This is a genomic window from Hyphobacterium vulgare, from assembly GCF_042643335.1.
Classification (GTDB): Bacteria; Pseudomonadota; Alphaproteobacteria; order Caulobacterales; family Maricaulaceae; genus Hyphobacterium; species Hyphobacterium vulgare.
Map to the genome: position 1 here is coordinate 66,783 of NZ_JBHRSV010000031.1, position 15,380 is coordinate 82,162.

11 protein-coding genes are annotated in these 15,380 nt (G+C 66.9%); 7 read left to right on the forward strand and 4 right to left on the reverse strand.

Annotation, left to right across the window (positions count from 1 at the left end):
* Positions 1 to 51: 51 nt before the first annotated feature.
* Both ACFOOR_RS15060 and ACFOOR_RS15065 read left to right on the forward strand, forming a co-directional pair.
* Positions 52 to 1,584, forward strand: a complete 1,533-nt coding sequence (locus ACFOOR_RS15060) for a peptidoglycan-binding protein (protein ID WP_343165268.1) — start codon at positions 52 to 54, stop codon at positions 1,582 to 1,584.
* 32 nt (positions 1,585 to 1,616) lie between these two features.
* A complete protein-coding gene (locus ACFOOR_RS15065; protein ID WP_343165269.1) occupies positions 1,617 to 2,354 on the forward strand; it encodes a hypothetical protein in 738 nt (245 codons plus the stop codon).
* Between the two features lie 9 nt (positions 2,355 to 2,363).
* Here ACFOOR_RS15065 and ACFOOR_RS15070 read toward each other — a convergent pair whose 3' ends face one another.
* Positions 2,364 to 2,897, reverse strand: coding sequence for a DUF421 domain-containing protein (locus ACFOOR_RS15070; protein WP_343165270.1), 534 nt, complete (start codon positions 2,895 to 2,897; stop codon positions 2,364 to 2,366).
* On the opposite strand from ACFOOR_RS15070, the gene ACFOOR_RS15075 reads away from it, so the two are divergent.
* The 4 genes from ACFOOR_RS15075 (at position 2,896) to gltB (ending at position 10,112) form a co-directional block, all read left to right on the forward strand.
* On the forward strand, positions 2,896 to 3,471 hold the full coding sequence (locus ACFOOR_RS15075) for an MgtC/SapB family protein (protein WP_343165271.1): 576 nt from the start codon (positions 2,896 to 2,898) through the stop codon (positions 3,469 to 3,471). The genes ACFOOR_RS15070 and ACFOOR_RS15075 overlap by 2 nt on opposite strands.
* A 67-nt stretch (positions 3,472 to 3,538) precedes the next feature.
* Entirely contained in the window at positions 3,539 to 4,099 is a 561-nt protein-coding gene (locus ACFOOR_RS15080) for an NADPH-dependent FMN reductase (RefSeq protein ID WP_343165272.1), read from the forward strand.
* A gap of 92 nt (positions 4,100 to 4,191) precedes the next feature.
* Positions 4,192 to 5,613, forward strand: coding sequence for an NAD(P)-dependent oxidoreductase (locus tag ACFOOR_RS15085; protein ID WP_343165303.1), 1,422 nt, complete (start codon positions 4,192 to 4,194; stop codon positions 5,611 to 5,613).
* Positions 5,610 to 10,112, forward strand: coding sequence for a glutamate synthase large subunit (gene gltB / locus ACFOOR_RS15090; RefSeq protein ID WP_343165273.1), 4,503 nt, complete (start codon positions 5,610 to 5,612; stop codon positions 10,110 to 10,112). Before ACFOOR_RS15085 ends, gltB begins: the two co-directional genes overlap by 4 nt.
* A gap of 158 nt (positions 10,113 to 10,270) precedes the next feature.
* Here gltB and amt read toward each other — a convergent pair whose 3' ends face one another.
* Entirely contained in the window at positions 10,271 to 11,563 is a 1,293-nt protein-coding gene (gene amt, locus ACFOOR_RS15095; RefSeq protein ID WP_343165274.1) for an ammonium transporter, read from the reverse strand.
* A 242-nt stretch (positions 11,564 to 11,805) separates the two neighbouring features.
* The gene (locus ACFOOR_RS15100; RefSeq protein WP_343165275.1) at positions 11,806 to 13,038 is read right to left on the reverse strand and encodes a NupC/NupG family nucleoside CNT transporter; all 1,233 of its coding nucleotides are present in this window, start codon (positions 13,036 to 13,038) and stop codon (positions 11,806 to 11,808) included.
* A gap of 109 nt (positions 13,039 to 13,147) precedes the next feature.
* Between ACFOOR_RS15100 and ACFOOR_RS15105 the strand changes: the two genes are divergently transcribed.
* The gene (locus tag ACFOOR_RS15105) at positions 13,148 to 14,626 is read left to right on the forward strand and encodes a flavin-containing monooxygenase (RefSeq protein WP_343165276.1); all 1,479 of its coding nucleotides are present in this window, start codon (positions 13,148 to 13,150) and stop codon (positions 14,624 to 14,626) included.
* On the opposite strand, the gene ACFOOR_RS15110 is transcribed toward ACFOOR_RS15105, so the two are convergent.
* Positions 14,623 to 15,306, reverse strand: a complete 684-nt coding sequence (locus tag ACFOOR_RS15110) for a hypothetical protein (RefSeq protein ID WP_343165277.1) — start codon at positions 15,304 to 15,306, stop codon at positions 14,623 to 14,625. The genes ACFOOR_RS15105 and ACFOOR_RS15110 overlap by 4 nt on opposite strands.
* Positions 15,307 to 15,380: the final 74 nt, after the last annotated feature.

A 15,380-nucleotide genomic window follows, 5' to 3' on the forward strand; every position in this document is an offset into this window, starting at 1 on the left:
CGCGCATCAGCTTCATCCCGTCCGCGGCCGGTCAGAGTCGCGGCAAATCACATGTTTCGGTGGTTATTGTTGCTGCCGGCCGCCGCCCTGATTCTCTCCGCATGCGACGTCAATTCCAGTCCCGGCGAACGGGTGCTGGCTGCGTGCCTGGAGGACGAATACCCGTCCCCGGCCTGCCGCTGCTATGTCGGCGAGGTCCGCGACAATCTCACCTGGAGCCAGCTGACCCGGTATGACCGGATGGCGGGCGAGGGCTATTATTCCGACCGCGACCGCCTGCGCTCCGTGTTCGAGGAGCAGGGCGATTTCTTCGAACGCGCGGCGCGGACCTGCGAACTCAATCTCTGGGCCGCTTCGGTCTCGCATCCCGACCAGACCGGCGTCTCGCTGCCCAGCAACGAGGCGGCCGCTCCGCCGGCAATCCTGACCGGGTCCTACAACCCGCCCGGCGGGCCGGGCTTCCTGCCGGGCAGCGGACCGCCCGGCCGCCCGTCCCACGCCCCGCTCTATGAATTCCCGCGCGAGCCCTGGGCTTACCGTCTGGGAGATGCCGACCAGGCGCCGATCTGCATTCACGGTTTCGGCCCCGGCGCAGAGGGCTGCATGCCACGGGAACAGGCTGCCCGGCTGTACAATGACGGCGCGCGCTACTGGCTGCTGCGCGGCGATGCGGAACTCGCGACCGTCGACCTGCAGCGCCTGACCGACCGCGACTATCGCTACGACCCGGGCGGGCCGGACTATCGCGACCAGCCGTTTTTCGAACCGGACCGGGGATCGATGCGCCGGGTTATGCGGTTCTGGAACCGTTCGGTCGAATGGGGCCGGCCCTTCGGGGCGCAATCGGCCCTGATGGCGCAGCGGCGGTTGCAGGCCCACATGGTGCAGTGCGAATCCTCGCCGGGCAGCCTGGCGCGGGTCGCGCGCCGCGGGCCCGACCAGATCGGCGATGTAATCAGCCTCGAATTGCGGCAGGCGGCGCTGGCGTCGCTCGGCTATTACGCCGGCGAGATCGACGGGCATTACGGTCCGACGACGCGCGACGCGGTGCGCGGCTTCCAGCGCGAACTGGGCTATGACGAGACCGGCACGCTGACGCCGCGCCAGACCACGCTGCTGATCTGTCACGCCGCGCAGACGGCACGCGAGCCGCATCTGCAGAACGCGCTCGGGATCATGTACGCGACCGGGCTCGGCGTGGAATACAATCCCGACCTGTCGCTGGAATGGTTCGAGACCGCGGCCCGCCGCGACGATCCGGACGCCTATTTCAACCTCGCCATCGTGTTCGGGACCGGCGCGGTTCTCGGCAGCTACCGCCTGTGCGGCATCATCGAGAATCCGGAACGCGCCGACGCCTATCTGCGCGATGCCGCGCGGCTCGGGCACAACACGGCGCAGCGCTGGCGCGCCTCGCGGGAGTTCAATGCCCAGCCCAATGCCACCGACCGCTGGCAGCTGATCTCGACGCAGCTGGAATCGGCCGCGATCTCGCGCGGCAGCCTCTTCTATCTCGACTGGCGCAACCGGATCGATCTCGACCGGCTGGAATCGGCGCCGCTGCAATGCCTCGAGGCCGAATGATGGCCCGCACCCCAACCCATGGAGTCCGAGTGATGAAACGCTTTGCCCTGATTGCCGCGCTGGCCCTCGGGGGCTGCGCATCGACCGGCTATCATGACGGTTATGACCGCTATGGCCGGCATGACGGCTATTATGATCCCTATCCGCAATACCCGCCGGCCCCCTCCGCTGGCTACGGCGGGGATTCTGCGGCCACGGCGGAACGCGTGTGTTCCATCGACCCGTTGTCGGCGGCGCGCGAGGAATGGACCACCGAGATCCGCGAAGGCGGTTACCGTTCCGGTTCGAGCCGGACGGAGAGCCGGCTGACGACGACCGAACGGCCCTGGGGTCCGCAGACCGAAACGGTCGAGCTGGTGCAGGCGTTCGAGACCGATCTCGATGCCGCCTACCGGTTCGCGACGGCGTCCTGTCAGTCCTATGCGATCTGCATGGAAGAACGCGGTTATGACGAATATGCCTGCCAGGGTGCGGCCGACCAGTGGCGTCAGGCCCGGACCGAGTTCAACGCGATGTCCGGACGTCTGGCCGAGATCCGTCTGGAAATCGCCGAGCGTTGCCGCGACTGCTATGGCGACTGGAGGCCCTATGACGGTTACCGGGAGCATTACCGCTACCGCGACCGCGGCCATTATGCCCACCGCCGCCACCGGGACCGGGATTGCGACGGCATTCTGGGTGAGGTCTTCACGACCGGCGAGTGCGAATACCGGCAGAACGAATATTATCGCGGCGACGAGCGTCGGCATCATCGCCGTTACCGCTACTAGATTCCCGGGTCACGGCTTGCGTGTGGAATGCGCGCCCGGCAGGCCGATCAGCTCGTCCTGATCGTGGTCCGTCCGGCGCGGCACGACGCTGAAGCTCGCATCGCTTTCGAGAACGACCCACCGGACATCCGACAGGTGGTTCAGGCCGTTTTCCCGTACAGCGGCGTTGATCTCGCTCTCGGTAATGCGTTCCTCGCGCATCGCGGCGCGGCGGAAATTTCCGTCGAACAGAAGGGTCGGGCGGGATTTGATGATGCGCTCCACCCAGTCGAACCGGGCCGCTCCGAGCGTGAACAGGAATTGCAGCCCCATCAGCAGGCCGATCGCGAACACCGCTTCGGCGAGGGCCACGTCCTCGATCACCAGCAACGAGCCGACGAGCGAGCCCATCGCCACGGTGACGATCCAGTCGAAATTGTTCATCTGCGAGGTCGATCGCTTCCCGCTGAGGCGGATGAAGGCGATGATGGCGAGATAGACGAGCGGAGCCGTCACGGCGATCGAGACGATATTGCCCCAGCCGTCGAAGAATATGTCCGGCATGGAGAGTCTCCTTCCTCAAACGAGCCTCAACGGAACGGTTGCGCGAGGCGGGTGTTCCCTCTTCGTGGAAGACCTGTCCCAAGCCCTCGGCTTCGCCCGCTCGGATCTGGGCATTGCCGCCGCCCTGTCGCGGCTCGCTGCCGCGCTGGTGTGCGGCGGGCTGATCGGGCTCGACCGGGAACTCCACCGGCGACCGGCGGGGCTGCGTACGCACATGCTGGTGGCCCTCGCCTCGGCGCTCTTCACCATCCTGACTTTCGAGATCGTCGCCTCGGTTGACATGCAGGGCGAGGCGCTGGGTGTCGACCCGGTGCGCGTGGTGGAAGCGCTGACCGCCGGCGTCGCCTTTCTGGCGGCGGGCACGATCCTGGTGAACAAGGGTGATGTGAAAGGCCTGACGACCGGGGCGAGCCTGTGGCTCGCCGGGGCGGCCGGCCTCGCCACGGGCATGGGCCTCTACTGGCTCGCCTATGCGGTCACGATCGCTGCGCTGCTCGTCCTGATCGTCATGGAAGTCGCCAAGATCGCGATCGGCAAATGGACCAGCGACTGGCGCAAGAAGCTTGAGGACTGATTTCGCGCGCTGGGGAACATGCCGCTGCCTCAGCGGTTGAAGACACAACGCCGAACGGGAGTCCGCCATGTCCGCCTCACTCCGCATCGCCGCTCTGTGCGGCAGCCTTCGGGAAGATTCCTACAACCGGGCCATGCTGCAGGCCGCGTGCGACCTGTCGCCCGAGGACGTGACGGTCACGATCCACGATCTCGCGGGCATCCCTCTGTTCAATGAGGACGTGGAGGCGAAAGGCTGGCCCGAACCGGTCCAGGCACTCCGCGACGCGATGGGGAAGGCCGATGGCGTGATCATTGGCTCGCCGGAATACAATTTCTCGATCCCCGGCGTTCTGAAGAACGCCATCGACTGGCTGTTCCGACCGGCCGGCAAGGGGCCGCTCTTCGGTAAGCCCGCCTGTCTGATGGGGGCCAGCCAGGGCGCGTTCGGCACACTCCGGGCGCAGATGCATCTGCGCGAAGTCTGCCACTACAACGCCATGCCGGTCCTGCCGAAACCCGAAATCCTGATCATGAAGGCGCAAGACAAGTTCGAGGACGGCACGCTGTCCGACGAGACGACGCGCAAGCTGATCCGCACGGCGATGGAGAGGTTCAAAAGCTTCGTACGCGACCACCCATCCTCCTGATCGCCCGCCGTCGGGTCCCGGGATCCGTCCCGGCGCGACTATTGTGCACAGCGGCATTTCATGCTGCACTGCAATAGGGAGGAGTTGCATCGCTGCTGAAATTCACCGACACGCACCAGGCATATCCGCCGAAACGCGACGCCGAGGACCGGCGGCGCGACTTCGCCGAGATTTACAAGGCGTTCGGAGACAAGGCGGCAGCGCTGCAATCGGCGCGCTGCTCGCAGTGCGGCATTCCCTTCTGCCAGAGCGGCTGTCCGCTCCAGAACAACATTCCCGACTGGCTGAAACTCGCCGCCGAGGGGCGGCTGGAAGAAGCCTATGCGGAATCCAGTGCGACCTCGACCATGCCGGAGATCTGCGGCCGGATCTGTCCGCAGGACCGCTTGTGCGAAGGCGCGTGTGTGATCGAACAATCCGGCCACGGCACGGTGACGATCGGCGCGGTCGAGCAATACATCACCGACACGGCCTGGGGCGAGGGCTGGGTCGAGCCGGTCCGGCGCGGGCCGGACAATGGTCTGTCGGCGGGGATCATCGGAGCCGGGCCGGCGGGCCTGTCGGCGGCGGAGAAGCTGGCCGAGGCCGGGTGCAGCGTGACGGTCTACGACCGTTATGACCGGGCGGGCGGGCTTCTGGTCTACGGCATTCCGAATTTCAAGCTCGACAAGGCGGTGGTCGCGCGGCGGGTAAAGCGTCTCGAGGAGGCCGGGATCGAATTCCGCCTCGGCTTCGAGGTCGGGCGCGATGCGCAGCTCGCCGACCTGACGGACCGGCATGACAGCGTGCTGATCGCCACTGGCGTCTACAAGGCGCGCGAATTGTCCTGTCCGGCCGGAGCCCCGGCGGTACCGGCGCTCGACTATCTGACGGCGTCCAACCGCATGGGGTTCGGCGAGGCGGTCGCGGACTTCGACGGCGGCCGGCTGAATGCAGCCGCGAAACGCGTCGTGGTGATCGGCGGCGGTGACACGGCGATGGACTGTGTTCGCACGGCGGTGCGCCAGGGCGCGAAAAGCGTGACCTGCCTCTATCGCCGCGACCGGGCGAACATGCCGGGTTCGGCGCGCGAAGTGAAACACGCCGAGGAGGAGGGCGTGGTGTTCGAATGGCTCGCCGCCCCCGATGCGATCATGGGCAATGCGCAGGGCCCGACGGCGGTGCGGGCTCACCGCATGCGCTTGGGTCTGCCCGGACCGGACGGGCGGCAGGCCCCCGAAATTCATCCCGGTTCGGCGCATGAAATCCCGGCCGACCTCGTCATCGCGGCGCTGGGTTTCGAGGCGGAGGACCTGCCCACCCTGTTCGGCCATCCCGATCTGACCGTCACGCGCCGGGGCACGGTGAAGGTCGACGGGCCGAGCCTGATGACCAGCGTACCGGGCGTGTTCGCCGCCGGCGATATCGTGCGCGGGGCGTCTCTGGTGGTCTGGGGCATCCGCGACGGCATGGACGCGGCGGGCTCGATGCTGAAATGGATGAGCGCGCAGCGCGCCAGGGTGGCCGCGGAATGACACGTTGGACCCCCGAAACCTATCGTGACGGCCAGGCGCGGCTGGCCGCGTCCGGCCTCTATTCGCCCGAGAGCGAGCGCGACGCCTGCGGCACCGGCCTGATTGCCGCGATCGACGGCGCACCGCGCCGCGAGGTGGTGACGCTGGCGATCAAGGCGCTGAAAGCGGTGTGGCACCGCGGCGCGGTCGATGCCGACGGAAAGACCGGCGACGGGGCCGGCCTCCGGATCGGGATCGCGCAGGACTTCTTCAAGGCACAGGTCGTGCGCACCGGACATGAAGCCCCGGCCAGCGATGTCGGTGTCGGGATGATCTTCCTGCCGCGCACCGATTTCTCGGCGCAGGAAAAGGCAAGGACCATCGTCGAGGCGGAAATCCTGCATGCCGGCCTCGAACTGTTCGGCTGGCGGCAGACGCCGGTCAATCCGGTCGCGCTGGGGCAGAAGGCCAATGCGACGCGGCCCGAGATCGAGCAGATCCTGTTCACCGACCGGCATGGCCGCGACCGCGAGGCGCTTGACCGGGCGCTCTATCTGGCGCGGCGGCGGATTGAGCGGCGGGCGCGGGAGGAGGCGATCCCGTCCTTCTATGTCGCCTCGCTGTCGACCCATGACGTGATCTACAAGGGCATGTTCCTCGCCGAGGCGATCGACCATTTCTACGCCGATCTGCGCGATGACCGCTTCGCCTCGCATTTCGCGATCTTCCACCAGCGCTATTCGACCAACACCTTTCCGGAGTGGCGGCTGGCCCAGCCCTTCCGCATGCTCGCCCACAATGGCGAGATCAATACGCTGAAGGGCAATATCAACTGGATGAAGAGCCACGAGATCCGCATGGCCGCCGAAGGCTTTGCGGGTTCGGAAGGCGATGTGAAGCCGGTGATCCAGCCCGGATCGTCGGACAGTGCGGCGCTCGATCAGGTGTTCGAACTTCTGGTCCGGGCCGGGCGCTCCGCGCCGATGGCCAAGGCGCTGTTGATGCCCGAGGCCTGGTCGAAGCGGACCGATGTCGTGCCGCGCCGCTGGCAGGCGCTCTACGAATACTGCAACGCCGTGATGGAGCCGTGGGACGGGCCCGCGGCGGTCGTCGCCTGCGACGGCGACTGGGCACTCGCCGGGCTCGACCGCAACGGGCTGAGACCGCTGCGCTATTCACTGACCGATGACGGGCTGCTCGTGGTCGGGTCTGAAACCGGCATGACGCCCGTGCCGGAAACGCGCGTCGTGGAGCGCGGCGCGGTGCCGTCGGGACGGATGATCGCGGTCAATTTCGCCGAAGGCCGCTTTTATTCCGCCGAGGACGTTCTGGAATCCCTGTCGGCGAAACATCCGTATGAAGACTGGCTCGACAATATCCGCGACATTGAAGTGGAAGCGGGTCCCGGCGACGAACCCGTCCTGTGGGAGGCCGGGGAACGCCTGCGCCGTCAGGCCGCCGCGGCGCTGAGCGAGGAAGAGGTCGAACTCATCCTCGCGCCGATGGTTTCGGGCGGCAAGGAAGCGATCGGCTCGATGGGTGATGACAGCCCGCTGGCCGTGCTGTCGGCGCGCTACCGGCCGCTGACCCATTTCTTCCGGCAGAATTTCAGCCAGGTGACCAATCCGCCGATCGACCCGCTGCGCGAAGGCCGGGTCATGTCGCTGAAAACCCGGTTCAAGAATCTCGGCAACATCCTGGCGCAGGACAAGGCGCAGACCGACGTCCTCGTGCTCGAAAGCCCGATCCTGACGAATGGGAGTTTCGCGCGCCTGATGGCCATCTTCGGCGACACCGCTGCCGTCATTGACTGTACCTTCCCGTCCGAGGACGCGAAGGGGGACGGGCAGGGCCTGAAAGCCGCGCTCGACCGTATCCGGGCCGAGGCCGCCGAAGCGGTCAAGGCCGGGGCAGGCCATGTCGTCCTGACCGACGAGGCCCAAGGGCCGGACCGGATGACCGTGCCGATGGCGCTCGCGATCGGGGCGACACATCTGCATCTGACGCGAGCCGGACTGCGCACCTATTGCTCGCTCAATGCGCGCGTCGCGGAATGTTCCGACGCGCATGGCTGCGCGGTGATGATCGGGCTCGGTGCGACGACGGTGAACCCCTATGTCGCCTTCGAAACGGCGCTGACCCTGCGGTCGAGGGACTGCGAGGGGATGGGCGCGGAGGAGCGTGCTTTCAACCTGAAGACCGCGCTCGATGCGGGGTTGATGAAAATCCTGTCGAAGATGGGAATTTCGGTGATCTCGTCGTATCGCGGCGGATGCAATTTCGAGATCGTCGGCCTCTCCCGCGCGCTGGCCGACGACTATCTCGGCGGCGTACCGAGCCGGATTTCCGGGCTTGGCCTGGCCGGGATCGAGGAGAAGGCGAAGGCGCTGCACCGCTGGGCGTGGACCAGCGATGCCCTGCGCCTGCCGGTCGGCGGCTTCTACCGCCAGCGCGCATCGGGCGAACGCCATGCCTTCGAGGCCGGGATCGTGACCGATCTTCAGCGCGCCGTGCGCGAAGGCGACTACGCCGCCTACAAGGCCTTCTCCGACGCGACGCATTCGCGCGACCCGATCCAGCTGCGCGATCTGCTCGATGTGCGCCCGGCCGGAGATGCCATCGGGATCGACGATGTGGAATCGGTCAACACACTGCGCCGCCGCTTCGTAACGCCGGGCATGTCTCTGGGCGCGCTGTCGCCGGAGGCGCACGGGGCGCTCAATGTCGCGATGAACCGGATCGGCGCGAAGTCGGTCTCGGGCGAGGGCGGGGAAGACCCCGCGCGTTACACGCCCCTGCCCAATGGCGACAACATGAATTCGGCGGTCAAGCAGATCGCGTCCGGGCGGTTCGGCGTCACCGCTGAATATCTCACCCAATGCCGCGAGATCGAGATCAAGGTGGCGCAGGGCGCCAAGCCCGGCGAAGGCGGCCAGCTGCCCGGCTTCAAGGTCACCGAATTCATCGCCCGGATGCGTCATGCAACGCCGGGCACGACGCTGATCTCGCCGCCGCCGCACCACGACATCTACTCGATCGAGGATCTGGCGCAGCTGATCTACGACCTGAAGCAGATCAATCCGGTCGCCCGAGTTGCGGTGAAACTTGTCTCCGCCGCCGGGGTCGGCGCGGTCGCGGCAGGCGTCGCCAAGGCCAAGGCGGACATCATCCTGATCTCGGGCAATGTCGGCGGCACCGGCGCCAGTCCGCAAACCTCGATCAAATTCGCCGGCGCGCCGCTCGAACTGGGGCTCGCCGAAGCGCACCAGGTGCTGTCACTCAACGGTCTGCGCGAGCGGGTCACGCTGCGCGCCGATGGCGGCATCCGGACCGGGCGGGACGTGGTAATCGCGGCGATGCTGGGTGCGGAAGAGTTCGGCATCGGCACGACTTCGCTCGTTGCGCTCGGCTGCCTGATGGTCCGGCAATGCCATTCGAACACCTGCCCGGTCGGCGTGTGCACGCAGGATTCCGCCCTGCGCGAACGCTTCAAGGGCCTGCCGGACCATGTCGTCAACCTGATGAGTTTCATTGCGCAGGAGACGAGGGAAATCCTCGCCGGCCTCGGGGCGCGGTCGCTGGAAGACGTGATCGGCCGCGCCGACCTGCTCGACCAGGTCAGCCGCGGTGCGCCGCAGCTCGACGATCTCGATCTCAACGCGCTGCTGGTCCGCGTCGATGCGACGGAAAAGCCGATGCGCTCGACCCGGGAGCAGCGCAACGCTGTTGCCCCGGCGCTCGACGACACCATTCTCGCCGATTGCGAGCCGCTGTTCTCGCGCGGAGAAAAGCTGCAGCTCGACTATGATGTGCGTAACACGAACCGGGCGGTCGGAACGCGGATCTCATCTGAAATCGTGACCCGGATCGGACCGAATGCCCTGCGCCCCGGGCATCTCACGCTGCGCCTGAAAGGCTCGGCCGGGCAGTCGCTTGGCGCGTTCGGGGCGACGGGGCTGCGGATCGAACTGACCGGCGATGCCAACGACTATGTCGGCAAGGGGCTGTCCGGAGCGGTGATCGCCGTGAAGCCGTCACCGGGTCGCGCGATGCGGACAACCGAGGACGCGATCATCGGCAATACCTGTCTTTATGGGGCGACGTCCGGCGCGCTCTACGCCGCAGGCCGCGCAGGCGAGCGATTTGCCGTCCGCAATTCCGGTGCCGAGGCCGTGGTCGAGGGGTGCGGTTCGAACGGCTGCGAATACATGACCGGCGGACGTGTGATGATCCTCGGCAAGGTGGGCGACAATTTCGCCGCCGGGATGAGCGGGGGCGAGATTTTCGTTCTCGAAAGCCGCGAGCGTCTCGAAGCCCGGCTCAATGACGACAGCGTGGTGATGATGCCCGCCGATGCACAGGCGACGTCGCGGGCGCGCGCGATGCTGGAAGCGCATGTCGCCGCGACAGGGTCGCTGCCCGGCCGCGGCCTGCTCGACCGCTGGACCGAGACCGAGGCGGCGCTGGTCTGGATCCTGCCGAAGGAAAGCATCGAGCGGGAAGAGAAGAAGCGGGCGTAGGGTTTGCCCTCCCCCTTGAGGGGAGGGCCGGGAGGCTGAGCGTCAGCCGACCGACCGGGGTGGGGGTGACTTGCAGGAACGCTCACCCCACCCCGCTCCCGTCGACCTGAAGGTCGCCGCTCACGTCCCTCCCCTTCAAGGGGAGGGAAAACTCCAGATCAATCCCGGCCGAAGAAGTCCGGATAGGCTTCCATGCCGAGCTCGGCGCGGTCGAGCCCGCGCATCTCGTCCTCGATGGTTGGTCTGAGGCCCATCGTCTTCTTCAGGGCAAACCAGACGAGCGCGCTGGCGGCGGCGGTGAAAGCCCCGATGGACAGCACACCGAGCGCCTGCATGCCGAATTGCTGCCAGATGTTCAGCCCGTCGCTGTCCGAGGTGAAGGGCACGACCATCGTGCCGAATATCCCGCACAGCAGGTGCGCGGGGATCGCGCCGACGACGTCGTCGATGTTCAGCCTGTCGAGCAGCGGGACTGCCACGACAACGATGATGCCGCCCATGCCGCCGATGATCATCGACTGCCACAGGGCCGGTTCAAGCGGGCCGGCGGTGATGGCCACGAGGCCGCCGATCGCGCCGTTGAGAACGAAGGTCAGGTCGGCCTTCTTGAACATGATCTCCGAAGTGATCAGCGCCCCGATCACGCCTGCCGCGGCGGCCATGTTGGTGTTGGCCATGATCTTGGCCACGGCGCTGATGTCCTCGATCGTGCCGGCGGCCAGCTGGGAGCCGCCATTGAAACCGAACCAGCCGAACCAGAGGATGAAGGTGCCAAGCGCGGCGAGCGGCAGGTTGGAACCGGGCATCGGCTTCTGGACGCGGCGGTCCGGGCCGTATTTGCCATAGCGCGGGCCGAGGAAGAGCGCGCCGGTGAGGGCGGCCCAGCCACCCACGGAGTGAACCAGGGTGGAGCCGGCGAAGTCCTGGAAACCCAACGTGTAGAGCCAGCCTTCGCCCCACTGCCAGGCCCCGGTGATCGGATAGATCAGGGCGGTCAGGACCGCGACAAAGACCAGGAAGGGGCGCAGCTTGATGCGTTCGGCCAGCGTCCCGGAGACGATGGACGCCGCCGTCGCGACGAAGGCCATCTGGAAGAACCAGTCTGCCGCCGAGGCGACATCGCCTTCCGGCGCGTCGAGCGCGTCGGGCGACCAGACGCCGAGTGTGCCGAACAGGCCGCCATCGACGCCGTCATACATCAGGCGGTAGCCGACGAGGTAGAACATGATCCCGGCGATGGCGAAGAGGGTGATGTTCTTCAGCGCGATCGTGGCGGCGTTCTTGGAGCGGACGAGACCGCTTTCGAGCATGCAGAATCCCGCCGCCATGAAGACGACGACCATGCCGGAAAACAGGAGAAGGAAGGAGTTGTCGACGAAGGCGCCGGTGTCCACCGCGGCGGCCGGCGCGGCGGCAGCGGTTGCGAATGCGCTCAGCAGTCCCGTCGTCATGCGACCCCCCTTTGCTGCATTGCAGCACCGTGTCGCACCTGCGAAGAAATGTAAACGGCGGGCAGGCGATTTTCGAAGATGGGGTTTGGTTATCATTTCCCCTCGCCCCCATTTGGGGGAGAGGGGTCAGGGGTGAGGGGGCGGACGCAGTCTTCGGCTACGGAGCAGAACCCCTCATCCGCCCTGACGGGCACCTTCTCCCCTTCAAGAAGGGGAGAAGGGAATGCGATCGAACGAATGTTCTACCCGCCGACGAACAGGATTCCGGCGATTGCGGCGCTCATCAGGTTGGACAGGGTGCCCGCGGCGACGGCGCGCAGGCCGAAGCGGGCGATCTCGCCCATCCGGTCGGGAATCAGGCTGCCGAGCCCGCCGAGCAGAATGCCGACCGAGGAGAGGTTGGCGAAGCCGCACAGGGCAAAGGTCAGCACCGCCAGCGTCCGCGGGCTGAATTCGCCTTCCGAGCCGGTCAGCGAGAGATAGGCGACGAATTCGTTGAGGATGATCTTCTCGCCGAGGATCGCGCCGGCCGCCTGCGCCTCCGCCCAGGGGATGGACAGGACGTACATCAGCGGGGCGAAGACCCAGCCGAGGATGGACTGGATGGTCAGGCCCTCGATTCCGAACAGGCCGGCGACGCCGCCGATCACACCGTTCAGCAGCGCGATCAGCGAGACGAAGGCGATCAGCATCGCGCCGACATTGAGCGCGAGCTGAAGCCCGTCCTTGGCGCCGATCGCGGCGGCCATGATGACGTTGGAGTGCTCGTCGCGCGGCAGCTTGACCGCGATCAGATCCTGTTTGGCCGTATCGGACTTGTCGTCCGGCATGATGATCTTGGCCATCAAGAGGCCGCCTGGCGCGGACATGAAAGAGGCCGCCAGCAGGTATTCCACCGGAATGCCCATCTGGGCATAGGCGGCGAGCACGGAACCGGCAACCGAGGCGAGGCCCGACGTCATCACGGCGAAGAGCTGGGGCTGGGTCAGGCCGGCGAGATAGGGGCGGACAACTAGCGGCGCCTCGGTCTGGCCGACGAAGATATTGGCTGATGCGTTAAGCGATTCCACCCGGCCGGTCCCGAGGACAAGGTGGAGGAAACGCCCGAGCCCGGCGACGACCCATTGCATCACGCCGATATAGTAGAGGACCGACATCAGTGAGGCGAAGAAGACGATGACGGGCAGGACGAGGACGGCGAAGATGACACCGTTTTCCTCGACCGAGGCGAGCGGCCCGAAAACCATGGAAATCCCCGCCTGCGAATAGGCGAGCAATTCGCTGATACCCGAAGACATGACGTCGATCGCGTCGCGGCCGAAGGGCACATGCATCACGAGGACGGCGATGCCAACCTGGATGGCGAAGGCCGACAGTACGATGCGCAGGCTGATCGCGCGGCGATTGGTCGAGAGGGCCAGCGCGATCGCGAAGATCGCCGCGATGCCGAACAGGCCGCTGACGGATTCAGGCATTCGGTGCGCGCTCCCCCGCAAACTCCGTATTCGGCGTAGCGGGGCGGGCCGGATCGCGCAAGCGCGCACGCCCTCTGGTCAGGGCGCGACGGACGAATAGAGTGTGAGCATGAGCCGCGATGATCCGCAGATCCTGGACGCGCTCGTCATCGGGGCGGGCTTTGCCGGCCTGTGTTCGGCGATAAGGCTGAAGCAGGCCGGGTATCGCTTTGCCGTGCTGGAACAGGCACCGGCGGTGGGCGGAACCTGGTGGTGGAACACCTATCCGGGCATCGCGTGCGATATCCCGGCGCATTTCTACTGCTTCTCCTTCGCGCCGAACCCGGACTGGAGTGCGGCCTATCCGCCGGGTCCGGAAATCCAGCGCTATCTGGAAGACGTCACCGACCGCTTCGGTCTCAGGGCGTCGATCCGCTTCGGCACGCGGGTGACGCAGTGCGCCTGGGAGTCCGACCGGGGTTGCTGGAGGATCGAAACCGGGAGCGGCGAGGCGATCCGCGCCCGGCACCTCGTCCAGGCGACGGGCGGGCTGCATGCGCCGAACCTGCCGGACATTCCCGGCCGCGACGGCTTTCCTGGCCCTAGGCTGCACACAGCGCGCTGGGACCATTCCATTGACTTCAAGGGCAAGCGGGTGGCGATCGTCGGGAGCGCGGCCAGCGCGATCCAGCTGGCGCCGGCGCTCGCCCGCGACGGGGCCGAGGTGACGCTGTTCCAGCGCACCGCCAACTATATCAATTCGCGCGGCAACCATGCCTACAGCGCGCGGATGCGCGGCCTGTTCCGGCGTTTCCCCTGGCTGATGTCGGCGTGGCGCGGCTTCCTGCGCCGGCGGCTCGACGCCGTCGTCTATCCCATCGTGCGGCGCGCAGGCGGGTTCGGACGGTTCGCGCGCGGTCTCGTACTGAAGGGGATGCAGGCGCGGATAACCGATCCGGACCTGCAGGCGGCGCTGACCCCGCCCTATGCGCTGGGGTGCAAGCGAATGCTGATCTCCGACGATTTCTACCCGGCGCTGCAGCGCGGCGATGTCCGGCTGGTCGCGTCGGGCGTCGAACGGATCGAGGGCTACACCGTCGTGGCCGGCGACGGCACGCGGGCCGAGGCCGATATCCTCGTCTTCGCGACCGGCTATGACATCGGGGCGCAGCTGCGGGCGCTGCCGGTCACGGGCCGGGATGGCCGCGTGCTGCAGGACGCGTGGTCCGAGATCGCCGAGGCGCACCGGGGCACGGCAGTGGCCGGTTTTCCGAATTACTGGATCGTGACAGGCCCCAATACCGGGGTGGGGACGACATCGGTCATCTTCATGATCGAGACCCATGTCGATTACATATTGCGCGCCATGGCACGGGCCGGGTCCGGCACGATCGAGGTCAGGCCCGAGGCGCAGGCGGCCTATAATGCCGACATCCAGTCACGTCTGTCGGATACCGTCTGGGCCACGGGCGGCTGCGACAGCTGGTACAAGCGTCCGGACGGGCGGATCGAGACACTTTATCCCGGCAATGCCGCTGATTTCCGGCGCATGCTGAAGCGGGTGCGGAACGAGGAATACGTTCTGACGCCAGGCCGGGTCACGGCCTAGCGGAAGGCGGCCTCGCGCTCATCGACCACGGGGCGGCGCTTCGTGGCGATCCAGTCGCCGAACTGTACCGGAATGCCGATGGCGACGCCGCCAAACAGGATGGCGAGGCGCGTCCAATCGAGCGGCGTGACACCGCCGCCGGTCAGGCTGTCCCACAGCGAAAGCAGCATCGAGGCGGGCGAGAAGCCCATCTCCATCTCGCCGAAACCGGCGAGGCCCATGGCGTGATTGAGACCGGTGGCGGCGAAGACGGCACCGGCGATGGGCGTCGCGACCATGACGGCACGCGCGGGATAACGCAGCGCCGCGGCGGTCGTCAGCCCGCCGAGGACAAGGCCGAGGATGGCGGGCAGGCCGGTCAGCCAGAGCGCGCCATAGACGATCCCGCCAGCGAGCACCGCGCCATAGACGGGTGTCAGCAGGATGGAGAGCGAACCGGCGACGATTCCGGCCACGGCTGCGCCGGTCATGCCGGTGTCGGCTTCGATGGCGATCAGGGCGGCAATCGTCCCGCCCGTGACCGCCGACAGGAGCGGGGCGAGGCGGCGTCCCAAAACGATCATGAGCGTGCCGAGGCCCAGCCCGGCCAGTGCCATGGCGAGCGTCGGCCCGGCCAGATAAGGCCGGAGCCAGTCCTGGAACGCATACCAGGCGTCAAAAACCGGTGCGGCACCGTCCATCCGCGACCTCCTGACAGGCGCGGAATGCAAGGAGCGCGCCGGGTTTTTGACTTCCCCCTCACCCTGACGCGCGT